Source organism: Inquilinus sp. YAF38, assembly GCF_052113205.1.
In the GTDB taxonomy this organism is placed as follows: Bacteria; Pseudomonadota; Alphaproteobacteria; order DSM-16000; family Inquilinaceae; genus Inquilinus.
Genome location: NZ_JBFRCU010000050.1, coordinates 17507 through 39860, shown reverse-complemented (window position 1 = coordinate 39860; position 22354 = coordinate 17507). Strand labels below are relative to the sequence as shown.

General features: G+C 69.9%; 24 protein-coding genes. 10 read left to right on the top strand and 14 right to left on the bottom strand.

Annotation, left to right across the window (positions count from 1 at the left end):
• Positions 1–6 precede the first annotated feature (6 nt).
• Positions 7–441: a manganese-binding transcriptional regulator MntR gene (gene mntR / locus AB4Z01_RS21445; RefSeq protein WP_441697328.1), complete on the top strand. Its 435-nt coding sequence runs from the start codon at positions 7–9 to the stop codon at positions 439–441.
• A gap of 195 nt (positions 442–636) precedes the next feature.
• Here the strand turns inward: mntR and AB4Z01_RS21440 are convergent, their stop codons facing one another.
• Positions 637–1578 carry a LysR family transcriptional regulator gene (locus AB4Z01_RS21440; protein ID WP_441697326.1) on the bottom strand — a complete coding sequence of 314 codons (942 nt, stop codon included), beginning with the start codon at positions 1576–1578 and terminating at the stop codon, positions 637–639.
• Between the two features lie 108 nt (positions 1579–1686).
• On the opposite strand from AB4Z01_RS21440, the gene AB4Z01_RS21435 reads away from it, so the two are divergent.
• Positions 1687–2523 carry an SDR family NAD(P)-dependent oxidoreductase gene (locus tag AB4Z01_RS21435; RefSeq protein WP_441697323.1) on the top strand — a complete coding sequence of 279 codons (837 nt, stop codon included), beginning with the start codon at positions 1687–1689 and terminating at the stop codon, positions 2521–2523.
• Positions 2524–2539: 16 nt separating this feature from the next.
• Here the strand turns inward: AB4Z01_RS21435 and zapE are convergent, their stop codons facing one another.
• The 12 genes from zapE to AB4Z01_RS21375 form a co-directional block, all read right to left on the bottom strand.
• Positions 2540–3697: a cell division protein ZapE gene (gene zapE / locus AB4Z01_RS21430; protein WP_441697320.1), complete on the bottom strand. Its 1158-nt coding sequence runs from the start codon at positions 3695–3697 to the stop codon at positions 2540–2542.
• A 75-nt stretch (positions 3698–3772) separates the two neighbouring features.
• On the bottom strand, positions 3773–3973 hold the full coding sequence (locus AB4Z01_RS21425; RefSeq protein ID WP_441697318.1) for a DUF433 domain-containing protein: 201 nt from the start codon (positions 3971–3973) through the stop codon (positions 3773–3775).
• A gap of 188 nt (positions 3974–4161) precedes the next feature.
• Positions 4162–4935 carry a GNAT family N-acetyltransferase gene (locus AB4Z01_RS21420; RefSeq protein ID WP_441697315.1) on the bottom strand — a complete coding sequence of 258 codons (774 nt, stop codon included), beginning with the start codon at positions 4933–4935 and terminating at the stop codon, positions 4162–4164.
• Positions 4932–6344 (bottom strand): homospermidine synthase, encoded by a 1413-nt coding sequence (locus AB4Z01_RS21415; RefSeq protein WP_441697312.1) that lies wholly within the window; start codon positions 6342–6344, stop codon positions 4932–4934. Before AB4Z01_RS21415 ends, AB4Z01_RS21420 begins: the two co-directional genes overlap by 4 nt.
• Before the next feature lie 143 nt (positions 6345–6487).
• Positions 6488–7270, bottom strand: coding sequence for a succinate dehydrogenase iron-sulfur subunit (locus AB4Z01_RS21410; protein ID WP_441697309.1), 783 nt, complete (start codon positions 7268–7270; stop codon positions 6488–6490).
• A 103-nt stretch (positions 7271–7373) separates the two neighbouring features.
• On the bottom strand, positions 7374–7667 hold the full coding sequence (locus tag AB4Z01_RS21405; RefSeq protein ID WP_441697306.1) for a GIY-YIG nuclease family protein: 294 nt from the start codon (positions 7665–7667) through the stop codon (positions 7374–7376).
• A 100-nt stretch (positions 7668–7767) separates the two neighbouring features.
• Positions 7768–9558 (bottom strand): succinate dehydrogenase flavoprotein subunit, encoded by a 1791-nt coding sequence (gene sdhA / locus AB4Z01_RS21400; protein ID WP_441697303.1) that lies wholly within the window; start codon positions 9556–9558, stop codon positions 7768–7770.
• 4 nt (positions 9559–9562) lie between these two features.
• Positions 9563–9958: a succinate dehydrogenase, hydrophobic membrane anchor protein gene (sdhD, locus tag AB4Z01_RS21395; RefSeq protein ID WP_441697301.1), complete on the bottom strand. Its 396-nt coding sequence runs from the start codon at positions 9956–9958 to the stop codon at positions 9563–9565.
• Positions 9958–10290, bottom strand: a complete 333-nt coding sequence (sdhC, locus tag AB4Z01_RS21390) for a succinate dehydrogenase, cytochrome b556 subunit (RefSeq protein WP_441697298.1) — start codon at positions 10288–10290, stop codon at positions 9958–9960. Before sdhC ends, sdhD begins: the two co-directional genes overlap by 1 nt.
• A gap of 239 nt (positions 10291–10529) precedes the next feature.
• Positions 10530–11402 carry an HpcH/HpaI aldolase/citrate lyase family protein gene (locus tag AB4Z01_RS21385; protein WP_441697295.1) on the bottom strand — a complete coding sequence of 291 codons (873 nt, stop codon included), beginning with the start codon at positions 11400–11402 and terminating at the stop codon, positions 10530–10532.
• 135 nt (positions 11403–11537) lie between these two features.
• Positions 11538–11768 carry an AbrB/MazE/SpoVT family DNA-binding domain-containing protein gene (locus tag AB4Z01_RS21380; protein ID WP_441697292.1) on the bottom strand — a complete coding sequence of 77 codons (231 nt, stop codon included), beginning with the start codon at positions 11766–11768 and terminating at the stop codon, positions 11538–11540.
• 443 nt (positions 11769–12211) lie between these two features.
• Positions 12212–12799, bottom strand: a complete 588-nt coding sequence (locus tag AB4Z01_RS21375) for a TlpA family protein disulfide reductase (protein ID WP_441697290.1) — start codon at positions 12797–12799, stop codon at positions 12212–12214.
• Between the two features lie 14 nt (positions 12800–12813).
• Here AB4Z01_RS21375 and argH point away from each other — a divergent pair, with 14 nt between their 5' ends.
• The 6 genes from argH to AB4Z01_RS21345 all read left to right on the top strand — a co-directional run bounded on the left by argH (position 12814) and on the right by AB4Z01_RS21345 (position 20024).
• Positions 12814–14238, top strand: coding sequence for an argininosuccinate lyase (gene argH / locus AB4Z01_RS21370; protein WP_441697288.1), 1425 nt, complete (start codon positions 12814–12816; stop codon positions 14236–14238).
• Positions 14235–14375 carry a hypothetical protein gene (locus AB4Z01_RS21365; protein WP_441697285.1) on the top strand — a complete coding sequence of 47 codons (141 nt, stop codon included), beginning with the start codon at positions 14235–14237 and terminating at the stop codon, positions 14373–14375. Before argH ends, AB4Z01_RS21365 begins: the two co-directional genes overlap by 4 nt.
• Positions 14372–15634, top strand: a complete 1263-nt coding sequence (gene lysA / locus AB4Z01_RS21360; protein ID WP_441697282.1) for a diaminopimelate decarboxylase — start codon at positions 14372–14374, stop codon at positions 15632–15634. Before AB4Z01_RS21365 ends, lysA begins: the two co-directional genes overlap by 4 nt.
• A 14-nt stretch (positions 15635–15648) precedes the next feature.
• Entirely contained in the window at positions 15649–18144 is a 2496-nt protein-coding gene (locus tag AB4Z01_RS21355; protein WP_441697280.1) for a TIGR02302 family protein, read from the top strand.
• Positions 18145–18176: 32 nt separating this feature from the next.
• On the top strand, positions 18177–19145 hold the full coding sequence (locus AB4Z01_RS21350) for a threonine ammonia-lyase (protein ID WP_441697277.1): 969 nt from the start codon (positions 18177–18179) through the stop codon (positions 19143–19145).
• Positions 19146–19226: 81 nt separating this feature from the next.
• On the top strand, positions 19227–20024 hold the full coding sequence (locus tag AB4Z01_RS21345) for an alpha/beta fold hydrolase (RefSeq protein ID WP_441697274.1): 798 nt from the start codon (positions 19227–19229) through the stop codon (positions 20022–20024).
• 26 nt (positions 20025–20050) lie between these two features.
• On the opposite strand, the gene AB4Z01_RS21340 is transcribed toward AB4Z01_RS21345, so the two are convergent.
• Positions 20051–20767, bottom strand: a complete 717-nt coding sequence (locus AB4Z01_RS21340) for a DUF3426 domain-containing protein (RefSeq protein WP_441697271.1) — start codon at positions 20765–20767, stop codon at positions 20051–20053.
• A 194-nt stretch (positions 20768–20961) separates the two neighbouring features.
• On the opposite strand from AB4Z01_RS21340, the gene AB4Z01_RS21335 reads away from it, so the two are divergent.
• On the top strand, positions 20962–21585 hold the full coding sequence (locus AB4Z01_RS21335; RefSeq protein WP_441697268.1) for a YdcF family protein: 624 nt from the start codon (positions 20962–20964) through the stop codon (positions 21583–21585).
• Between the two features lie 6 nt (positions 21586–21591).
• Positions 21592–22347 carry a lysophospholipid acyltransferase family protein gene (locus tag AB4Z01_RS21330; RefSeq protein ID WP_441697265.1) on the top strand — a complete coding sequence of 252 codons (756 nt, stop codon included), beginning with the start codon at positions 21592–21594 and terminating at the stop codon, positions 22345–22347.
• The last annotated feature ends 7 nt before the right edge of the window (positions 22348–22354 follow it).

The window sequence follows — 22354 nt, the reverse complement described above, 5'->3', positions numbered from 1 at the left end:
GACGAGATGACGGAACAGGACCGCCCGACCGACACCGGGCTGCAGGCCGCGGGGTTCAGCCGGGTGCGCCAGGCCCGGCAGACCGAGACGGCGGAAGACTATGTCGAGATGATCGCCGAGCTGATCGACAGCCAGGGCGAGGCGCGGATCGTCGAGCTGGCGGAGCGATTCGGCGTCGCTCATGCCACGGTGAACAAGACCGTCGCCCGGCTGCAGCGCGAAGGGCTGGTCAGCGCCCGTCCCTATCGCTCGATCTTCCTGACCGACGCCGGCCGCGAGATGGCCGATTCCTGCCGCCGGCGGCACCGCATCGTGGTCGAGTTCCTGAAGTCGATCGGGGTCAGCGACGAGGCGGCCGAGATCGATGCCGAGGGCATCGAGCACCATGTCAGCGCCGAGACCCTGGCCGCCTTCGAGCGCCTGGTGACGATGAAGGCCTGAAGCGGGTGCGATCGTTCCTCGATCACGCCCGCTTGCGAGATCTTTGCTGAATACCGACTCATCTCTTCGCCGTCATTCCCGCGAAAGCGGGAATCCCTTACCGGTCGAAGCGTTGCGAGATCCCCGCTTTCGCGGGGATGACGGATGAGGGGATTTCGAAAAGGTCCCGCTTGCGCCGCGACATCAGCGCTCCGATCAAGGCTCTGGCGCGGTCGCCGACGAGGCAGTTCCGGCAGCCGCGGCTTTCACCGCATCGATGAAGGCGCGCAGGGCGGGCGCCATCTGGCGCTGCTGCGGATAGCACAGGAACAGTCCGGGGAACGTCGCGGACCACCGCTCCAGCATCGGCACCAGCCGGCCAGCGGCAATGTCGCCGGCCACGGTCTGCTCGACCGGGAAGGCGATGCCGATGCCCTGCAGCGCCGCGCGCCGCGCCATCTCCTTGTCGTTGACGATCAGGGGGCCGTCGACCGCGACCGAGAACCAGCCGCCATCCTCGAAGAACTCCCAGGCATAGGGCGTGGCCCGCCCCGGCCAGCGCCAGCGGATGCAGCGATGCTGCACCAGGTCGCGCGGATGCTCCGGCCGGCCATGGGCGGCCAGATAGGCGGGGGACGCCACCGCGGTCTGGCGCATCGCCGGGCCCAGGCGGACCGCGACCATGTCTCGCTCGATCACCTCGCCGATCCGGATCGCGGCATCGAAGCCGCCGGCGACGATGTCGGTCACCTCGTCGTCGAGGGTGATGTCGAGCACGACGTCCGGATAAGTTTCGGCGAAGGCCGAGAGGATCGGCTGGATGAAGGCCTCCGCGGCCGAGCGGAAGGCGTGGATCCGCACCGTGCCGGCCGGCCGCTCGCGATAGCGCCGCACCTGGCCGATCGCCTGGCTCAGCTCCGACACCACCGGCCGCACCCGGCGCAACAGGTTCTCGCCGGCCTCGGTCAGCGCCACGCTGCGCGTGGTCCGGTTCAGCAGCCGCACGCCGACGCGCTCCTCGAAGCCGCGCACCATCTGGCTCAGGGCCGAAGGCGAGACGCCCAGCATCTCCGCCGCCCGGCTGAAGCTCAGCAGGTCGCCGACGGCGACGAAGGCCCGCAGCTGATTGTAGTCGCTGCCCGACAACAGGGAATCCATGGGCCAATGAACCGCTTTTAAGGGCAGCTTACAAGCGCTGTCAGAATGCCGTGCATTCTGAAGGCCGCCGGCCGGGCCTATTTCGGAGGTCGCAACAGGAGACCTCTCATGACGACCTGGTTCATCACCGGCATCTCGCGCGGCCTCGGGCTGGCGCTGGCCAAGGCGGCGCTGGCGGAAGGCGACACCGTCATCGGCACCGTCAGAAGCGGCGGGCCCGACCTGCCGGCCGGGGCGGGGACGCTGCACGTCCTCACCCTCGACCTCGCCGACGGCGCAGCGGCGGAAGCGGCCGTCGAACGGGCCTTTGCCCTGGCTGGCCGCGTCGACGTGATCGTCAACAATGCGGGCTACGGCCTGCTCGGCGCCGTCGAGAAGGCCGGCGATGCCGATGTGGCGCGGCTGTTCGATGTCGACGTGTTCTCGCCGTTCCGCATCATCCGCGCGGCGCTGCCCCATCTGCGGGCCCAGGGCTCCGGCCACATCGTCAACATCACCTCGATCGCGGGCCGGGCCCCCGGCCCCGGCTCCAGCCTGTATGCAGCGGCGAAGCATGCGCTGGAGGGGCTGAGCGTGGGCCTGGCGCAGGAGGTCGCGCCCCTCGGCATCAAGGTCACCGCGGTGGCGCCAGGCGCCTTCCGGACCGACTTCCTGTCGACGCATTCGATCCGCAAGAGCGAGGCGGAGGACGCGGCCTATGCGGCCAGCGTCGGGCGCAGCGCGGCGGCGTTCGACAGCATGGCCGGGAAGCAGCTCGGCGATCCCGACCGGGCCGCGCAGGCCATCCGCGCGGCCGTCCGGGCGGATAACCCGCCGCTGCATCTGCTGCTGGGAAGCGATGCCCTGCACCGCGCTCAGACCAAGCTCGATGCGCTGATCGAGGAGATGAACCTCTGGGAAGAGGTGACCCGCAGCACCGATTTCCCGGCGGCCGACCCGGCCTGAAAGAGGACAGGCGGTCTCAGGCCGCCTTCTTCGCCTCGACATATTCGGCCGACTGCATCTCCATCAGCCGGCTCTCGGTGCGGGCGAATTCCAGCGCCTGGCTGTCGCCGGCGTAGAGCTGGGTGACCGGCACCTCGGCCGCGATCACCACCCGCCGGCGGGCCTCGTACAGGCTGTCGATCAGCACGATGAAGCGCTTCATCTCGTGGCGCTTGGCCTCGGTGAAGTGGGGCACGCCCTCGATGATCACGGTGTGGAAGGCGTCGGCCAGGGTCAGGTAGTCGGCGGCGCCCAGCGGCCGGGCGCACAGCGCGTCGAAGTCGCACCAGGCCACGCCCCGGGCGGCGCGCGGCACCTCCAGCGTGCGGGCGCCGGGGACGGGCAGGGTGACCGGAGCGCCCTCGGCGCCGTCGGTCAGGTCGGCGAACAGGTCGGCCAGCGCCTTGTGCGCCAGGCCGCCCAGCGGCGAATGATAGACCGGTCGGCCGCGCAGCCGGTCCAGCCGATAGTCCCGGCCGCCATCCAGCTGCACCACCTCCAGCTTCTTCTTGATCATGGCGATGAAGGGCAGGAAGCGGTCGCGCTGCAGCCCGTCCTTGTACAGCTCGTCCGGCGGCCAGTTCGAGGTCGCGACCACGATGACGCCCAGGCCGAACAGCGCCTGGAACAACCGGCCCAGGATCATGGCGTCGGCGATGTCGACGACATGGAACTCGTCGAAGCACAGCAGCCACGCCTCGGCAGCGATGCGGCGGGCCAGCGGTGGGATCGGATCGGCGCTGTCACTCTCGGCGGCGGCGCCCGACTGGCGCCATTCATGGATACGCTGATGCACTTCGAGCATGAAGGCGTTGAAATGCACCCGGCGCTTCCGCGGCACCGGCGTGGTGTCGAAGAACAGGTCCATCAGCATGGACTTGCCGCGCCCGACGCCGCCCCAGAAGTACAGGCCGCGCGGCGGGTCGACCGCCGGCTTCTTCTTGCCGAAGCCCAGGCGGGCCAGCAGGCCGTTGCCCTCGGGCTCGGGCGGGGTGTAGCTGCGCAGCTGCCGATGCAGCCGCTGCAGCTTCTCGACCGCCGCGGCCTGGGCGGGATCGGCCCGCAGCACGCCCTCGGCGATCCGGCGGCGGTAGAGGGCAAGCGGCTCGTCGTCTTGCGCTGCAACATCGGGCATGGCGAGGGTGCTTACCGCAAGCCCCGGCGAAATGCCAGACAAGGCGGCGCATTCCTGGCCTGAAGCGACGGCGCGTCAGGTCAAACGAGCGGCGTGGCGCAGCGCCTGCATGACGTCCTCGCGGTTCAGGTAGGGATAGTCGGCAAGAACCTCGTCGATGCTGTGACCGGCGCCGATCTGACCGACAATCATGCCAACCGTGACCCGCATCCCGCGAATGCAGGCCTTTCCGTCCATCAACCCGGGCTGTCGGGTAATGCGGTCCAGCGGTTCCACGGGGCTTTCCCTCTCAGTCCGGCCAAAGTTAGCACGGCGCGCCGTGTCATACCCATGGCGCGAAATATTAATCCGTCATGGCGAGCCCCGCAGGGGCGTGGCCATCCATCGGCGCCCCCTGGATGGCCACGTCGCTTCGCTCGCCATGACGCGGAAGGCTGGAGAATTGATCTCAAAGGCCGCCGGTATCAGGCCGCGCGCAGGTCCAGCTGCACGCGGCGCTCGATCAGGGTGAAGCCGGCGCGTTCATAAACCCGGCAGGCCGCCGGGTTGAGGTCGTTGGTGGCCAGCAGCGCCGTGGTCACGCCCTCGGCCTGCAGCGCCGCCAGCAGGCCGGCCAGCACCCGCCCGGCCAGGCCTTCGCCGCGGCGGGCGGGGTCAACCAGGAAGTTGCCGATCATCACCCGGCTGCCGGCGCGGGCGAGGACGCCGCCGGCGGCGACCGGGCGGCCATCCTCGACGATGGCGACGAAGGGCAGCGCCAGCATCCAGGCTGAGAACACCGTCGCCGGGTAATGCGCGGCGTAGAAGCGGCGCAGCGGCTCCAGCTCGCCCGGTCCCATCCGCTGGCAGGCGGGATCGGGCTCTGGAAGATCGCCCAGCGGCCGGGCGTAAAAGCGCAGCCCGTCCTCCAGCATCAGCCGATCGCCGAAGGCGGGGCGCAGCCGATCTGCCTGTTCGGGGGTCAGATGCAGCTCCAGCGGCCGCGGATCGGCCGGCAGGGAGAAGAGCGCGGCGTCGCCGACGCTGCCGATCGGAGTGTAGATCGACAGCCCGTCGAAATCGATGCCCAGGACGGCGCCCTCCGGCTCCAGCCGCACCATCCGGCTGCGGTCGCCTGCCGCCGCGGCGTCGAGCGCCGCATCCCAGTACAGGGCGAACACCGGGTGCCCGGCCACCAGGGCGCCGACCCGCGCCCGCTCCTCGCGGGACAGGCCGGCGACCGGGCGGAAGCCGGTCACACCACCCGGATGTTCTGGAACTGCCAGGGGTCCTCGGGGTCGATGTCCTCGGGGAATAGCTGACCGCGGCCCTGCAGCGGGTTCCAGTCGGTGAAGGCGCCGGCCAGCTCGCCGAGATAGGGCGCCGCGACCTGCAGCACCCGCTCATGGTCCATCTCCTCGGGCTCGACCAGCCCGCGATCCGGGTTCTCGATCGCCCAGACCAGCCCGCCCAGCACCGCCGCCGTCACCTGCAGGCTGGTGGCGTTGTTGTGCGGCGCCAGCTCGCGCGCCTCGCCGATGGTCAGGCGCGAGCCGTACCAGTAGGCGCCCTTGGCATGGCCGGCCAGCATCACGCCGAGCTCGTCCATGCCCTCGGTGATCTCGTCCATCATCAGCCGCTTGTTCGGCTGCAGCTCGTAGTTGCGGCCGACGAATTCATGCACCGACAGCACCGCGTCGTCCGACGGGTGGTAGGCGTAGTGCACGGTCGGCCGGTATTCCGGCTGCGCGCCCGATCCGACGGTCAGGTAGTCGGCCAGCGAGATCGCCTCGTTGTGGGTGATCAGGAAGCCGTGGATCGGCCCGGCCAGCGGCGTCCAGGTCCGCACCCGGGTCGCGGCGCCGGGACGGGCCAGCCAGATCGCCGCCTGCGACCCGGCGACATGGCGGTGGCCGTCGGCCGGGAAGTGGCGCTCATGGCTGCCCCAGCCCAGCTCGGCCGGCTGGCAGCCCTCGCCGACGAAGCCGTCGATCGACCAGGTGTTGACGAACTCGCCGGGCTGCTTCGGGAAGCGGGCGACCTGGGTGTCGCGCTCGGCGATATGGATCACCTTCACGCCCAGCGTCCTGGCCAGGCCCGCCCAGCCGGCGCGGTCGGCCGGCACCGGCGGCTCGAAGCCGGTCGCCGCGGCGATGTCGAGCAACGCGCGCTTGACGAAATGCGAGACCAGGCCGGGATTGGCGCCATGCGTCACCACGGCGGTCGGCGTGCCGGGAGCGCGGCCGAGTGCCAGCGCCGCCTCGCGCAGCGCATAGTTCGACCGGTCGGCCGGGCTGAGGTCGGGGTCGGTGTAGCCGCCCAGCCAGGGCTCGATGCAGGTGTCGATGTAGAGCGCCCCGCGCTCCCGCGCCAATTCGATCAGCGCGACCGAGGAGACGTCGACCGAGAGGTTCACCAGGGCGTCGCCCGGGCCGAGCAGCGGTTCGAGGAGTGTCCGATAATTGCTGCGGGTGACCGGTTCATGGATGAAGCGGACGCCGTACAGTTCCGCCTCCTTCTGCCCTCTCGTCTCCGCCGTCACGATGGTGACGCGGTCGGAGGTCAGGGTCAGGTGCCGCAGCAGCAGCGGCAGCACGCCCTGGCCGATCGAGCCGAAACCGACCATGAGAATGCGGCCGGCAAAGGGTGTGCGTGCGGGGTTCGCCATTTAGAAGGACACTCCTCGAGTGTGTTGCGTGCAGGATCGCTCCGTCAGGTGGACAGATCGTGGTTAGACTGGGCGGTTGATAAGAAAAAAGCGCCGGGGTCACCAGCGCTTTTTTGTGACGTTTTACTGCGGGTTGACGCAGGTCAGCCGGCGCGCTCCAGCATCAGCTTCTTGATCTCGCCGATCGCCTTGGCGGGATTGAGGCCCTTCGGGCAGGTCTTGGTGCAGTTCATGATGGTGTGGCAGCGGTAGAGGCGGAACGGATCCTCCAGCGCATCCAGCCGCTCGCCGGTCATCTCGTCCCGGCTGTCGGCGATCCAGCGATAGGCCTGCAGCAGCACCGCCGGGCCGAGATACTTGTCGCCGTTCCACCAATAGCTAGGGCAGCTGGTGGTGCAGCAGAAGCACAGGATGCACTCGTACAGGCCATCCAGCTTCTCGCGCTCCTCCGGGCTCTGCCGGCGCTCGCGGTCGGGCGGCGGCGGGCTCTCGGTCCGCAGCCAGGGCTTGATCGACGCGTATTGCGCGTAGATGTGGGTCAACTCCGGCACCAGGTCCTTCACCACCGGCATGTGCGGCAGCGGGTAGATCTTGACGTCGCCCTGGACCTCCTCGATCGGCTTGAGGCAGGCCAGCGTGTTGGTGCCGTCGATGTTCATCGCGCAGGACCCGCAGATGCCCTCGCGGCAGGAGCGCCGGAAGGTCAGGGTCGAGTCGATGTCGTTCTTGATGTGGATGATGGCGTCCAGGACCATCGGCCCGCAGCGCGCCAAGTCGATCTCGTAGGTGTCGAGCCGCGGATTCTCGTCGGTGTCCGGGTCCCAGCGATAGATCTTGAAGGTCCGCGGCTTCTTGATCTCGCCGGGGACCCGCACGGTCTTGCCGGGCTGGACCTTGGAATTGCGGGGCAGGGTGAATTCGGCCATGTCGTCCTCGGGTCGCGCTCGACCTTGTTTCGGCGCCGGATAGCAATTGCGGTACCAGCCCCTAACCAACCTCGTCATCCCCGCGAAAGCGGGGATCTCTCACCTACTCGTTCAGCGAGTCGAACAGGTCGGCCCAAGCCGGATTGTCCTTCTCGATCAACTCCACCTTCCATGCTCTTCGCCACTTCTCGATCTGCCTCTCCCGCCGGATGGCGGACTCGGCATTCTCGTGCGGTTCGATCCAGACCAAGCGTCCGACACCGTAGCGTGCGGTAAACCCCGAAACGATCTTGTTTCGATGCTCCCAGACCCGTTTCGGAAGATTGGATGTGACGCCGGTGTAGAGCACACCATCCTTCCGGCTCGCCATGATGTAGACGAAGAAGGACTTGTCCATCCGCGGTCCCGAGGAGATCCCCGCTTTCGCGGGGATGACGATCAAGAGAAACGAACTCCAGAGTCGATAGCGTTGAGCAGGCTGGCTTTTTTATCCTCCCTCAGTACACCCGCGCCTTGGGCGGGAAGCTCTGGACTTCGTTGGTCATCGGCTGGAGATGGACCGGGCGGTAGTCGATGCGGGTGCGGCCGGCCTCGTCGATCCAGACGACGCTGTGCTTCATCCAGTCGACGTCGTTGCGGTCCGGGAAATCCTCGCGGGCATGGGCGCCGCGGCTCTCCTCGCGGTTGACGCCGGACCGGATGGTGGTCACCGCGTTGATCATCAGGTTCTCGAGCTCCAGCGTCTCCACCAGATCCGAGTTCCAGATCAGCGACTTGTCGTCGACGCCCAGGCCCTTCTGCTTGTCCCAGGTGGCGTCCATCTTCTCACAGCCCTCGGCCAGGGTCTGGCCGGTGCGGAAGACGGCGGCGTCGTTCTGCATCGTCCGCTGCATCTCCAGCCGCAGGTCGGAGGTGCGGACCTCCTGCTTGCCATGGCGCACGCGGTCCAGCCGGTTCAGCGCGAACTGGCCGGCATCGGCCGGCACCGGCTTGTGCGTCTGGCCGGGCTTGATCAGCTCGGCGCAGCGGATCGCGGCGGCGCGGCCGAACACCACGAGGTCGAGCAGCGAGTTCGAGCCCAGCCGATTGGCGCCGTGCACCGAGACGCAGGCGGCCTCGCCGATCGCCATCAGCCCCGGCACCACGCGGTTCGGGTCGGCGGCGGTCGGGTTGACCACCTCGCAATGCACGTTGGTCGGCACGCCACCCATGTTGTAGTGCACCGTCGGCAGGACCGGGATCGGCTCCTTGGTCACGTCGACCCCGGCGAAGATCTTGGCGCTCTCGGCGATGCCGGGCAGGCGGTGGTGGATGATGTCGGCGTCGAGATGCTCGACATGCAGGTGGATGTGGTCCTTGGTCGGGCCGACGCCGCGGCCCTCGCGGATCTCGATCGTCATCGACCGGCTGACCACGTCGCGCGACGCCAGGTCCTTGGCCGAGGGGGCGTAGCGCTCCATGAAGCGCTCACCCTCGCTGTTGGTCAGGTACCCGCCTTCGCCGCGCACGCCCTCGGTGATCAGGCAGCCGGCGCCGTAGATCCCGGTCGGGTGGAACTGCACGAACTCCATGTCCTGCAGCGGCAGGCCGGCCCGCGCCGCCATGGCGCCGCCGTCGCCGGTGCAGGTGTGGGCCGAGGTGCAGGAGAAGTAGGCGCGGCCGTAGCCGCCGGTCGCCAGCACCGTCTGGTGGCCGAAGAAGCGGTGGATCGTGCCGTCGTCCAGGTTCCAGGCGACGACGCCGCGGCAGGTGCCTTCCTCGTCCATGATCAGGTCGATGGCGAAGTACTCGACGAAGAACTCCGCCTCGTGCTTCAGCGCCTGCTGGTACAGCGTGTGCAGCATGGCGTGGCCGGTGCGGTCGGCCGCGGCGCAGGTGCGGTAGGCGCGGCCCTTGCCATATTCGGTGGTCATGCCGCCGAAGGCGCGCTGGTAGATCTTGCCCTCCTCCGTGCGGCTGAAGGGCATGCCGTAATGCTCGAGCTCGATGATCGCCGGGATCGCCTCGCGGCACATGTACTCGATCGCGTCCTGGTCGCCGAGCCAGTCGGAGCCCTTGACGGTGTCGTACATGTGCCAGCGCCAGTCGTCCGGCCCCATGTTGCCGAGCGCGGCGGAGACGCCGCCCTGGGCCGCGACGGTGTGGCTGCGGGTCGGGAAGACCTTGGTGATGCAGGCGGTCTTCAGCCCCTTTTCGGCCATGCCGAAGGTGGCGCGCAGGCCGGCGCCGCCGCCGCCCACCACGACCACGTCGTAGAAATGATCGATGAAGGTATAGGACGCTGGCATGGGGTTATCCCAGGATGGCGATCTTGAGGACGGAGACGGTCATCGCCGCCGCCAGGAACAGGGCCACGCCCTTGGTCGCCAGGTCGGCGACCAGCTTGGTGTGGTGGCCGTGGATGTAGTCCTCATAGACCTCGGTCAGGCCATTGGCGGCGTGATGCAGGCCGATGGCGATGAACAGGATGAACAGGGCGGCGTTGACCGGATGGGCCAGCCAAGCCCGGACTTCCGGCAGCGGCGACCCGAGATGGGCGATCACCGCGATCACGAACCAGATGGTCAGCGGGATCAGCGCCAGCGCCGTGACGCGCAGGCCGCGCCAATGGGCGAAGCCGGATTTGGCGGAGCCGAGGCCGCGGGCATGGGCCAGCGGGTTGCGTAGGGAAGCGGGCTTGGTCGTCATCACCACACCACCAGGCCGATGATCCAGGCCAGCACGGTCAGCACCGCGGTGGCGATCAGCACGGCATAGCCGGTCTTGTGCATGGTCGGCAGGTCGTAGCCCCAGCCGGCGTCCCAGGCCAGGTGCCGGATGCCGGCGCAGAGATGGTAGAACAGCGCCGCCGTCCAGCCGAACAGCATCAGCAGGCCGAGCCAGGAGCCGATGAACCACTGCGCCGCTTCAAAGGCCTCGGGGCCGGCGGCCGCCGCGATCACCCACCAGGCCAGCAGCAGGGTGCCGATGGCCAGGGCAATGCCGGTGCCGCGATGGAAGATCGAAAGCGCGGTCGACATCTGCGGACGGTAGATCTGCAGATGGGGCGAAAGTGGCCTCGGCCGTTTCTGAGGAACTGCCTCGGAGGCGGACATGCGGATTTACTCCGATGCGCAATGGACATCAGGCGCGGGTCGCGATCGAGCCTGAACGGGTCGGGGAGTGACTTACGCGCCGCACTGCAGCAAGTCAACGAACAGGCCAATAGTTTCAAGCAGATGCGAGCCATTCGCAACTGGGCCGGCGTGAGCCGAAACCTCTACCCGCAGCTGCGTTCGGCGATGGCGCGGTGCATCGCCACCACCCGCTCCGCATCGCTGACATGCAGCGCCTCGACCAGCCGGCCGTCGACGATGGTGACGCCCTGGCCGGCGGCCAGCGCCGCGGCATGGGCGGCGATCACCCGCAGCCCGGTCTCCACCGCCTCCACGCTCGGGGCGAAGGCGGCGTTGGCGGCGGCGAGGGTCTTCGGGTGGATCAGCGACTTGCCGTCGAAGCCCATAGCCGCGCCCTGGCGGCACGATTCGGCGAAGCCGGCCGCGTCCTCGAGGTCGAGATGGACGCCGTCGATCACCGCCAGGCCGTAAGCGCGGCCGGCCAGCAGGCACAGGCCCAGCGCGGTCAGCAGCGGCTGCCGCCCCGGCTCATGCGCCGCCCGCAGGTCCTTGGCCAGGTCCGAAGTGCCGAGGATCAGCCCGGCAAGCCGCGCGGAGGCGCCGGCGACCGCGGCGGAATTCAGCACGCCGAGCGGCGTCTCGATCATGCACCACAGCATCAGGTCCTTCGGCGCGCCGGCCTCGGTCAGCGCGGCCTCGGCCGCCGTCACCGTCTCCGGCCGCTCGACCTTGGACAGGACGATGCCGTMGGCGCCGCTGCCGGCCAGGGCGGCCAGGTCGTCGGCGCCCCAGGGCGTGTCGGCGGCGTTGGCGCGCACCAGCACCTCGCGCGGCCCCCAGCCGCCGGCGCGGACGGCCGCCACCACCCGCTCGCGCGCCGCCACCTTGGCATCCGGCGCGACCGCATCCTCCAGGTCCAGGATCAGCCCGTCCGCGTCCAGCGTGCGCGCCTTGTCCAGCGCGCGCGGGTTGGAGCCGGGGACGTAGAGCAGCGAACGGCGGGGGCGGATGGTCATTGGTGCACCTCTGCTCTCTACCTGTCATTGCCGGGCTTGACCCGGCAATCCAGAAGATGTCGACAGTCTCTGGATGCCCGGGTCAAGCCCGGGCATGACAGCTTAAGATCGAGCAGAACGTGATAGAGGCGCACCTCAGCGCCTGTTCGCTTCGTCACGGTTGAAACGGAAGCCGAGCGGGAAGGACCGCCGTAGCCTGCGCAGTCGTTCCATCGCCTGCTGCCGGCCGCGGGTCCTTTCGACGAGGACGGTGCGGTCAGTGGCGACGCGAATCTCGATCTCGTCGCCTTCCTTCAGACTAAGCGCTTCAATCACAGCCGCTGGCAGTCGTACCGCCAGGCTGTGGCCCCACTTCGCCACGCGCATGGTCTCTCTCCATGACGAACAGTGTCATCGTATATCACGCGTGACGAGAACGGTTCATTCGCCGGCCATTCCGGCAGCGTGAATCGCACCCGTGACCGGCGTCACATCTCATTCACGGAAGGCGGCGTAGACATGATCCTGGGCCTCGAGCCCGAGGATAAGGTCATGATGCTCCGCACGATCATCTGGGTTTACGGCGTACTCGTTCTGATCGGCTTCTACATGGGTTCGACACCCATTTGAGCCGCCGCGACACGGACGATACAATTCGGCCGTCCCGCCGACATCCCACCGATACACTCAGCGCCTAACTTCCCTGCATCGGATGCCGCCGCCCGGCGGCGCAAGGGAGGGGACGATGGTGCTGCGGACGGTGCTCTGGGGTTACGGCGTGATGGTCCTGCTGGGCCTGTATTCGGGCGCCGCGCCGTTCTGATCCGCCATCAGGCAGATCCCGCCTTGCCGCGATCGAGAAAGAACCGCAGCAGCGCGACCGAGTTGTCGTCGTCCCATTCGGCGGCGCCCTCCTGGTGGCCCACCACCGTGCCGTCGCGGTCGATCAGCAGGGTCGTCGGCAGGCCGCGGGCGCCGAACTGCGCCGGCGACCGGCCGCCGGGGTCGAGATAGGGCGCCAGCGCGCCGATCTTGTTGGCGGCGAAGAAGGGCTGCACCTTGGCCAGCCCCTCGCGGTCGATCGACAGCGCCAGCACGGTGAAATCGGCGCCGCCCAGCCTGGCCTGCAGCCGGTCCAGCGCCGGCATCTCCTTGACGCAGGGGGCGCACCAGGTCGCCCACAGATTGACCAGCACCACCTTGCCCTTGAAGTCGGTGAGACGAAGGGTGTTGCCCGCGGCGTCGGAGAAGGTAATCTCCGGGGCCGGCTCAGGCCGGTCGGCCAGGACGAAGCTGGCGACGGTGCCGCCCAGGGGCGGCCGGCCCTCCGGGGTTCGCAGCGTCCACCAGGCCGCGCCCGCCGCCAGCAGCAGCGCCAGGCCGGCCGCGCCCGCGGCGATCGTTGCTCTCTTCCTCATCCGGTCCGCACCCCATGTCCGATCCGACCCAGCCTGCCACCCCCGTCGTGCCCGATAAAGGCACCAATCCGATGTGGGGCGGCCGCTTCGCCGCCGGCCCGGCTGCGATCATGGAGCGGATCAATGCCTCGATCGGTTTCGACCGCAAGCTCTGGGCGCAGGACATCACCGGTTCGCGCGCTCATGTCGCAATGCTCGCCGCCCAGGGCATCGTGTCCGCCGAGGACGCCGCCGCGATCGACCGCGGCCTCGAGCAGATCGCCGGCGAGATCGCCGAGGGCCGCTTCGAGTTCAAGACCTCGCTCGAGGACATCCACTTCAACGTGGAGTCGCGGCTGACCGAGATCATCGGCCCGGCCGCCGGGCGGCTGCACACGGCGCGCAGCCGCAACGACCAGGTGGCGACCGATTTCCGCCTGTGGGTGCGCGATGCCTTCGACCGGCTGGAGCAGGGGCTGCAGGCGCTGCAGGCGGCGCTGATCGGCCAGGCCGAACGGCACGCCGACACCATCCTGCCCGGCTTCACCCATCTGCAGGTGGCGCAGCCGGTCACCTTCGGCCATCACCTGCTGGCCTATGTCGAGATGCTGGGCCGCGACCGCAGCCGCGTCGCCGACGCCCGCGCCCGGGCCAATGAATGCCCGCTCGGCGCCGCCGCTTTGGCCGGCACGCCCTATCCGATCGACCGGCACGCGACGGCGCAGGCGCTGGGCTTCGACCGGCCGACCGCCAATTCGCTCGACAGCGTCTCCGACCGCGACTTCGCGCTCGACTACCTCGCCACCGCCGGCATCTGCGCCATGCACCTGTCACGGCTGGCGGAGGAGATCGTGTTCTGGTCGACGCCGCAGTTCCGCTTCGTCCGCCTGTCCGACGGCTTCTCGACCGGGTCGTCGATCATGCCGCAGAAGCGCAACCCGGATGCGGCGGAGCTGGTGCGCGGCAAGACCGGCCGGGTGTTCGGCAGCCTGGCCGCGCTGCTGACCGTGATGAAGGGCCTGCCCCTGACCTATCAGAAGGACATGCAGGAGGATAAGGAACCGGTGTTCGACGCCGACGACACGCTGATGCTGTGCCTCGCGGCGATGACCGGCATGGTCGAGAGCTGGACCGTCAACGCCGAGGCGATGCGCCGGGCCACCGAGGCCGGCTTCCCGACCGCGACCGACCTGGCCGACTGGCTGGTGCGCACCCTCGGCGTGCCGTTCCGCGACGCTCATCACATCACCGGCCATCTGGTGAAGCGGGCGGAGGACAAAGGTTGCCGCCTGTCCGACCTGCCGCTCGCCGAGATGCGGGCGGTCCATGCCGGCATTACCGATGCCGTCTACGCCGTGCTGACCGCCGAGGCCTCGGTCGCCAGCCGCAAGAGTTACGGCGGCACCGCGCCCGACCGGGTGCGCGAGGCCGTCCAAGCCGCAAAGGAGCGTTTCCTGTGAAATCCGCCGTCATTCTGAGGCTGCTCCTCGCCGTCATCCTTGCCTTCGGACTCGTCGCCTGCGGCAAGAAGGCGGCCTCGGTCAGCGCCCCCGACAGCAAGACCTCCGCCTATCCACGAGGCTATCCCAGCACATGACCACCTTCGCCTATCGCGACGGCGCCCTCTTCGCCGAGGATGTCGACCTCGCCGCCGTGGCCGCGCAGGTCGGCACGCCGGCCTATGTCTATTCGACCGCGGCGCTGGTCGCGAATTATCGCGCCTATGTCGATGCGCTGGCCGGCTTGCCGATCGCGGTCTGCTTCGCCGCCAAGGCCAATTCCAACCTCGCGGTGCTGCGCACCCTGGTGGCGCAGGGCGCCGGCATCGACGTGGTCTCGACCGGCGAGATGAAGCGGGCGCTGGCCGCCGGCTGCCCGCCCGACCGCATCGTCTTCTCCGGCATCGGCAAGACCGTCGAGGATCTGGAGGCGGCGCTGCTGGCCGGCATCCACCAGATCAACGTGGAATCGCTGCAGGAGCTGGAACTGCTGTCGCAGGTCGCGGTGCGGCTGCGGCGCGACGCGGTCGTCGCCTTCCGGGTGAACCCGGATGTCGACGCCAAGACCCACACCAAGATCTCGACCGGCCGCAAGGGCGACAAGTTCGGCATCGAACTCGAGGACGCGGCGGTGGCTTATGACCGGGCGCGGGCGTTGCCCGGCGTTCGCCCGGTCGGCATCGCCGCCCATATCGGCAGCCAGCTGCTCGACCTGTCGCCCTATCGCGACGCCTATCGCCGCCTGGCCGAGCTGGTGCGCGACCTGCGCGCCGCCGGCCATGTGGTCGAGCGGCTCGATCTCGGCGGCGGCATCGGCATCTCCTACAAGGGCGACCCGGCCCCGGCCCTGGCCGACTATGCCCGCATCGTGCGCGAGACTGTGGGCGATCTGGGCTGCCAGCTGATGTGCGAGCCGGGCCGGTCGATCTGCGGCGATGCCGGCGTCCTATTGTCGCGGGTGCTCTTCATCAAGCCCGGGCGGACGCGGAACTTCGTGATCCTCGACGCGGCGATGAACGACCTGGTGCGCCCGGCGATGTACGACGCCTGGCACGGCATCGTGCCGCTACGCCAGCCGGCGGAAGGCGCGGCCGAGGCCGAATTCGACGTGGTCGGACCGGTCTGCGAGAGCAGCGACACCTTCGCCAAGGCGCGGTCCCTGCCGCCGCTGGCCGCCGGCGACCTCGTCGCTTTCACCGGCGCCGGGGCCTATGGCGCGGTGATGGCCTCGACCTACAACACCCGGCCGCTGGTGCCGGAGGTGCTGGTCGATAAAGATCGGTTTGCCATCGTCAGAAAACGGCCCACATTTGAGGAGATGGTCGCCGGGGAGAGCCTGCCGCCCTGGCTCGACTAGACGGAGGCGTAGGAGTGGCCCGCAGCCCCACGGAGGCCCCGGGGACGGACAAGCCGGCCGAGCCGCGCGTCAAGATCGCGCTGGCGTGGCTGGCTGCGTCCTGGGAGGCAGTGTGGCGTGCCGCCTGGCCGGTCGCCACCGTGCTCGGCGCCTTCCTGGTCCTTGCCGGCTTCGACCTGCTGCCCGACCTGCCGGGCTGGCTGCATACCCTGATCCTGGTCGCCTTCGCCGCCGCGCTGGTCGTCGCCAGCCGGCCGCTGTGGCGGCTGCGCCTGCCCGACGGCCTGGCGGCGCGGCGCCGGCTGGAGCACGACAGCGGCATCGAGCACCGGCCGCTGACCGCCCTGCACGACACCCAGGCCACCGGCACCTCCGACCCGCTCAGCCGCGTGCTGTGGCAGCGCCATCTGGCCCAGCGCGCCGCCCAGCTGCGCCTGCTCAAGCCCCGCCTGCCGCGGCCGCGCAATGCTGAGGCCGACCGCTTCGCCCTGCGCGGCCTGGTGGTGATCGGGCTGATCCTGGCCGTGGTCGCCGCCGGCGACGACTGGCGCGGACGGCTCGGCCGGGCCGTGTCGCCCGGGCTGTTCGGCGCCACCGCCGCCACCGCGCCGCGGCTCGACCTGTTCGTCACACCGCCGTCCTACACTGGACGGGCGCCGATCTACCTCACCGCCGGGCAGGTGGCGGCACCCGGGGCGGGCCAGCCGGCGCCGGGGCCGGTCGAGATCCCGGTCGGCAGCGCCCTGGTCGGCCGCGTCGCCGGCGGCGACGAAGTCCCGACGCTCAGCCTCGCCGGCAGCGAAACCGCCTTCACCCCGATCGAAGGCGGCAGTTACGAGCTCCAGGCCAAGGTCACCGGCGGCGACCGGCTGTCGGTCAGCCAGGACGGCACGGTGCTGGGCGACTGGCCGGTGAAGGTGGTGCCGGACGCGCCGCCGACCGTCGCCTTCACCGACAAGCCGAAGCCGACCGAACGCCAGGCGCTGCGGCTCGACGCCACCGCCGGCGATGATTACGGCATCGCCACTTTGACCGCGACCGTCACCCTGGCCCCGGGCGCGCCCGCGGTGCTGGACCAGACGCCGATGACCATCCCGCTCTCGGTGCCGGGCCGCTGGCCGCGCGAGATCAAGACCACCAGCTACCAGGACCTGACGCCGCATGCCTGGGCCGGGCAGGCGGCCGACATCGTGCTGACCGCCACCGACGCGGCGGGGCAGAGCACGAAGTCGGCGCCGGAGCGGGTGACGCTGCCGGAGCGCGAGTTCCACCACCCGGTGGCCCGCGCCATCATCGAGCAGCGCCGCATCCTGACCCTGCAGCCGGAGCAGTCGCAGACCGTGGCCGAAACGCTGGACATGCTGTCGCAGCGGCCGGACCGCTATTATGACGACCGGGTGGTGTTCCTGGCGCTGCGCACCGCCGCCCGGCGGCTGTTCTTCGCCCAGGAGGATCCGAAGCCGCATGTCGCGCCGTTGCGCGACCTGTTGTGGGACACCGCGCTGCGGATCGAGGACGGCGACATGTCGCTGGCCGAGCGGTCGCTGCGCGACGCCCAGCAGCGCCTGGCCGATGCGCTGGAGCGCGGCGCCGGCGACGAGGAGATCAAGCAGCTCACCGACGAGCTGCGCCGGGCGATGGACCGCTACCTGCAGGCGATGGCCGAACAGATGCGGGACAAGATGCAGCGCGGCGAGCTGAAGGAGATGCCGCTGCCGCCGGACGCGCAGATCATGGACCGCAAGCAGTTCCAGGACATGATCGACCGGATGCAGCAACTGTCTGAATCCGGCGCCAAGGACCAGGCGCGGCAGCTTCTGTCCCAGATGCAGAACATGATGGAAAATCTGCAGATGGGGCAGATGAGCCAGCAGCAGGCCGAGGCGCAGCAGAAAGCCATGAACCTGCTGAAGGACCTGCAGAAGCTGACCAACGCGCAGCGCCAGCTGCTCGACCAGACCTACCGCCAGCAGCAGGCGCAGGAAGGCGGCGAGGAGGGCGACCCGTCGCAGCCGCAGCAGGGCACGCCGGAGCAGAATGCCCAGACCCAGGAGGCGTTGCGCCGGGCGCTGGGCGAGCTGATGCGTGAGCTCGGCGACATGGGCGGCGATATCCCGATGCCGCTCGGCCGGGCCGAGAGGGCGATGAAGCAGTCGGGCGAGGCCCTGGGCCAGGGCGACCCCGGCGGCGCCGTGCCGTCGCAGACTGAGGCGCTGGACCAGCTGCAGCAAGGTCTGCAGGGCATGGCGCAGCAGATGATGGAAGGCATGGGCGCCCAGCCGGGCATGGTCGGCCGCGCCCAGAACGGGCAGATGTTCGAGAACCAGGATCCGCTGGGCCGGCCGATGACCAACAGCGGCGGCACCACCGAAGGGGATGTCGGCCTGCCGACCAAGTTCGACACCGAACGCGCCCGTGCCATCCTCGACGAGCTGCGCCAGCGGCTGAACGACCGCTCGCGCCCGCCGCCGGAACGGGATTATATCGAAAGGCTGCTGCGCCAATTCTGAGCGCGGCCATTTCCGCCAGGACGAGGTACCCCGTGACGGCGATCACGCTCGAGACGATCCGCGCGGCGCGCGCCCGCATCGCTCCCCATGTGCTGCGCACCCCGACCCTGCCGCGTGAGCTGCTGGGCAGCCGGCTCGGCCTGCCGGTGGTGGCGAAGCTGGAGCTGCTGCAGCATGGCGGCTCGTTCAAGGCGCGCGGCGCCTTCAACGCCATGCTCAGCCTGGGCGAGGCGGAACGCGTGGCCGGAGTGGTCGCGGTCTCCGGCGGCAACCATGCGCTCGGTGTCGCCTATGCCGCCCGCGTGCTGGGTCTGAACGCCACGCTGATCATGCCGAATGCGACGCCGGAGAACTACGTCGCCGGCACCCGCGCCGWGGGGGCGGWGGTGGTGCTGGTCTCCGACATCGCCGCCGCCTTCGCCGAGGCCGAGCGCCAGGCGGCGGCCGGCCGCACCCTGATCCATCCTTTCGACGACCCGCGGGTGATCTCCGGCCAGGGCACGATGGGGCTGGAGCTGCTGGAGGACGCGCCCGACACCACCGACATCATCGCCTCGATCGGCGGCGGCGGCATGATCTCGGGCGTCATCACCGCGGTGAAGGCGCTGCGGCCCGAGATCCGGATCTGGGGCGTCGAGACCGAGGGCGCCGACGCCATGAGCCAGGCCCTGGCCGCGGGCAAGCCGGTGCGCCTGCCGGCCATCACCTCGATCTCCACCACGCTGGGCGCGCCCTCGGTCTCCGAGCGCACGCTCGCCATCGTGCGCGACGCGGTGGAGGAGGTGCTGGTGGTGCCGGATGCCGAAGCGGTGCGCGGCGTGCAGGTCCTGGCCGAGCAGGCCAAGGTGGTGACCGAGCCCGCTGCCGGCTGCACTTGGGCCGCGGCGCTGCGGCTGAAGGACCGGCTGCCGCGCGACGCGCGGGTGGCGCTGATCCTGTGCGGCGGCAACGTCTCGCTGGCCGACATCGAACGCTGGCGTTCCCGCTTCGGCGTCAGCTGATCGCATTCGCTTACCCGACAGGTAATCGCTTCCACGCCCCCAACTGCGCTCTCATCCGCCCACACCAGCGGAGAGAGACCCATGATCGAGACCCGCGACGGCACCCTGCTTCGCGTCAAGGACATCGGGCGGGGGCGCCCGGTCCTGTTCCTGCACGGCTTCACCCTCTGCGCCGAGATCTGGGAAGGACAGATGGCGGAGCTGGCTCCGGCTGGGCTGCGCTGCCTGGCCTATGACCGGCGCGGTCACGGCCGCTCCGACCATCCCGGCGACGGCTACGATTTCGACACCCTGGCCGACGATCTTGCATCCGTGATCACGGCGCTCGACCTGCAGGAAACCACCCTGGTCGGGCACTCGATGGCGATCGGCGAGATCGTGCGCACCCTGTCGCGCCACGGCTCTGCCCGGGTGGCGCGGATCGTCCTGGCGGCACCTCTGCCGCCGTGCCCGGCTCTGGCCTTCCCGCCGGATGCCGACGGCAGGAGCGTCTTCGACCACGCCATCGAGGGCATGCGCGCCGACCGGCCGGCCTATTACGCCGCCAATGGCGAGGCGCTGTTCGGCGCCGCCTGCTCGCCGGAGCTGGTGCGCTGGGGCCTCGACCTGGCGCTGCAGACCGCACTGTGGGCCGCGATCGGCTGCCAGCGCGCCAACGCCGCCGCGGATTTCCGGGTCGACCTCCAGGCCGTCACGGTGCCGACGCTGGTCCTGCAGGGCGATGGCGACCGCCTGGCGCCGGCCGATCTCTGCGGCCGCGCCGTCGCCGAGGCGATCCCCGGCAGCCGGATCGAGATCTATCCCGGCGCGCCGCACGGCCTGTTCCTGACCGACAGGGAGCGCTTCAACCGCGACCTGCTGGGCTTCATCCGGGGCTGAGGAGCCCCGATCCCACCGGGGGCCGGCTACGGCGCGGTGCCGGTCTGCGCCCCGATCTCCAGCCTGGTGGCGGCGTCGGGCGCGGCCTCGACCGTCACCGCCACCTGCACCGACTCGTCCGGCGCCAGCGATTCGGTCGTCACCACCAGCGGCGTGCGCGCCACCACGGTCCGGCTGGCGTCCAGCAGGCGCACCTCGATCGGCGGCACCGGGCGGGTGACCAGCGCCCGGTTCTCGACCCGGCCGGTCACCACCACCTGCTCGACGCCGCTGCCGGCGACGCGCCGCACCTCCAGGTTCTGCAGCACCAGCCCGCGGCCCAGCGCGCCGGTCTCGACCGGCTGCGCCACCGGCACGCCGATGGTGTCGTAGAACCGGACCGCCGGCGGCCAGAAGCGGACGATCGAATCGCGCGCGAAATAGCCCACCCCGGCCAGGCCGCCGACCAGCAGCACCGCCAGCGCCAGGCCGACCGCCGGCCCGTCGCGCCGGCGCGGCGTGATCACGACCGGCAGGTTGGTGATATGTCTCCCAGCCGAAAGTGGCGGTGTTGCCTGCGTGGCCGCCGGCCCGATCAACACCGGCTGCGGCTCGGGCGGTGGCGGCGGCGCCGGCACCGCCTCGACCGCCGATTCGCGCCACAAATGGCCACAGCGGGCGCATTTGACGCGCCGGCCGTCCTGGCCGATCGCCGCCGGATCGACGAGGTAACGGGTCGAACAGCTGGGGCAGGTGACGATCATGGCGCCTTATCGCATGCCGCCTTGCCGCTGCCTATATCATCCGGGGCGATTTTGTGAACGGCGCGAAGGCGTTGCGGAACCAGGCCGAAGGATGTCGCTCCGGGGCCGTGACGCGGCCGCATAATCTTGCCACGATCCGCCCCCTTTCTGTCCGGGCGCCGTGACCGCGGCCGCGGCGCAACAGCAGTCCGTTGATGTCGAGCACCGTTGATCTTTCTCCGAAGCCCCGGCCCTGGCGCCGCCGCCTGCGCCGGGTCCTGCTGCTGCTGGTCACTCTGGCGGCGGCCTGGGCGCTGGGGCTGGCCTGGTTCGTGGCCCAGGCCGCGCGCGAGGGCGAGGTCGACCCCGACCACACCGACGCCATCGTCGTGCTGACCGGCGGCAGCGAGCGGCTGCGCGCCGGGCTCGACCTGCTGGCGCGCGGCGTGGCCGAGCGGCTGCTGGTCAGCGGCGTGCACCGCGACGTCAGGCTGGAGGAGCTGTTCGCCCTGTCGCCGACCGATGATTCGCTGCGCTGCTGCGTCGACCTCGGCTATTCCGCCGCCGACACCATCGGCAACGCGCAGGAGGCGGCGGTCTGGATGCGGGCGCATGGCTTCCACAGCCTGCGCCTGGTCACCTCGAACTATCACATGCCGCGCAGCATGCTGGAGTTCCGGGCCGCGATGCCGGAGATCGAGATCAAGCGCCAGCCGGTCGATCCGGAGACGGTGCATCTCGACCGCTGGTGGGCCTGGCCCGGCACGGCGCGGCTGATCGTCTCCGAATACAACAAATTCCTGGTTGCGCTGGCGCGTGTCACCCTGGGCAGGATATAGGGCGTCATGACCATCCTGCGCTCAGCCCTCTTCAACCTGCTGTTCTTCGGCTGGACCACGCTGTGCTGCTTCGTGCTGCTGCCGGCGCTGTTCCTGCCGCATCGCGCGACGATGGCCTGGATCTTCGTCTGGCTGCGGGTGACGTACTGGCTGGAGAAGATCGTTCTCGGCATCGACTACCGCGTGGTCGGGCGCGAGAACCTGCCGGACGGCGCCTGCATCGTCGCCGCCAAGCACCAGTCGGCCTGGGAGACGCTGAAGCTGCATCTGCTGCTGCCCGACCCGGCGATCGTGCTGAAATCCGAGCTGCTGAAGGTGCCGGTCTGGGGCAAGTATCTGCTGAAGACCGGCATGATCCCGGTCGATCGCGGCGCCGGCAGCCGGGCGGTCCGCGCCATGATCGACCACGCCAAGGTCCGGGTGGCGGAAGGCCGGCCGATCGCGATCTTCCCGCAGGGCACCCGCACCGCGCCCGGCACCTGGCGGCCCTACCGCATCGGCGTCGGCGCGCTGTATGAAGGCTTAAGCGTGCCGGTGGTGCCGATGGCGCTGAACTCCGGCGTGTTCTGGGGCCGCCGCGCCTTCCGCAAGCGCCCCGGCACGATCACGGTTGAGTTCCTGCCGCCGATCCCGCCCGGCCTGCGGCGCGAGGAGATGATGCGGCGGCTGGAGGACGAGCTGGAGACGGCGTCCGAGCGCCTGTCGGTCGCCGCCGGCGGCCCGCCGACGCCACGCCCGGCCCGGGCGGCGGCCCCGGTCTGACCGCAGG

Coding starts and splice junctions, on each gene's coding strand:
- mntR (WP_441697328.1), top strand. CDS start 7: ATGACGGAACAGGACCGCCCGACCGACACCGGGCTGCAGGCCGCGGGG.
- AB4Z01_RS21440 (WP_441697326.1), bottom strand. CDS start 1,578: ATGGATTCCCTGTTGTCGGGCAGCGACTACAATCAGCTGCGGGCCTTC.
- AB4Z01_RS21435 (WP_441697323.1), top strand. CDS start 1,687: ATGACGACCTGGTTCATCACCGGCATCTCGCGCGGCCTCGGGCTGGCG.
- zapE (WP_441697320.1), bottom strand. CDS start 3,697: ATGCCCGATGTTGCAGCGCAAGACGACGAGCCGCTTGCCCTCTACCGC.
- AB4Z01_RS21415 (WP_441697312.1), bottom strand. CDS start 6,344: ATGGCGAACCCCGCACGCACACCCTTTGCCGGCCGCATTCTCATGGTC.
- AB4Z01_RS21410 (WP_441697309.1), bottom strand. CDS start 7,270: ATGGCCGAATTCACCCTGCCCCGCAATTCCAAGGTCCAGCCCGGCAAG.
- AB4Z01_RS21405 (WP_441697306.1), bottom strand. CDS start 7,667: ATGGACAAGTCCTTCTTCGTCTACATCATGGCGAGCCGGAAGGATGGT.
- sdhA (WP_441697303.1), bottom strand. CDS start 9,558: ATGCCAGCGTCCTATACCTTCATCGATCATTTCTACGACGTGGTCGTG.
- sdhD (WP_441697301.1), bottom strand. CDS start 9,958: ATGACGACCAAGCCCGCTTCCCTACGCAACCCGCTGGCCCATGCCCGC.
- sdhC (WP_441697298.1), bottom strand. CDS start 10,290: ATGTCGACCGCGCTTTCGATCTTCCATCGCGGCACCGGCATTGCCCTG.
- AB4Z01_RS21380 (WP_441697292.1), bottom strand. CDS start 11,768: ATGCGCGTGGCGAAGTGGGGCCACAGCCTGGCGGTACGACTGCCAGCG.
- AB4Z01_RS21375 (WP_441697290.1), bottom strand. CDS start 12,799: ATGAGGAAGAGAGCAACGATCGCCGCGGGCGCGGCCGGCCTGGCGCTG.
- argH (WP_441697288.1), top strand. CDS start 12,814: ATGTCCGATCCGACCCAGCCTGCCACCCCCGTCGTGCCCGATAAAGGC.
- lysA (WP_441697282.1), top strand. CDS start 14,372: ATGACCACCTTCGCCTATCGCGACGGCGCCCTCTTCGCCGAGGATGTC.
- AB4Z01_RS21345 (WP_441697274.1), top strand. CDS start 19,227: ATGATCGAGACCCGCGACGGCACCCTGCTTCGCGTCAAGGACATCGGG.
- AB4Z01_RS21340 (WP_441697271.1), bottom strand. CDS start 20,767: ATGATCGTCACCTGCCCCAGCTGTTCGACCCGTTACCTCGTCGATCCG.
- AB4Z01_RS21335 (WP_441697268.1), top strand. CDS start 20,962: ATGTCGAGCACCGTTGATCTTTCTCCGAAGCCCCGGCCCTGGCGCCGC.
- AB4Z01_RS21330 (WP_441697265.1), top strand. CDS start 21,592: ATGACCATCCTGCGCTCAGCCCTCTTCAACCTGCTGTTCTTCGGCTGG.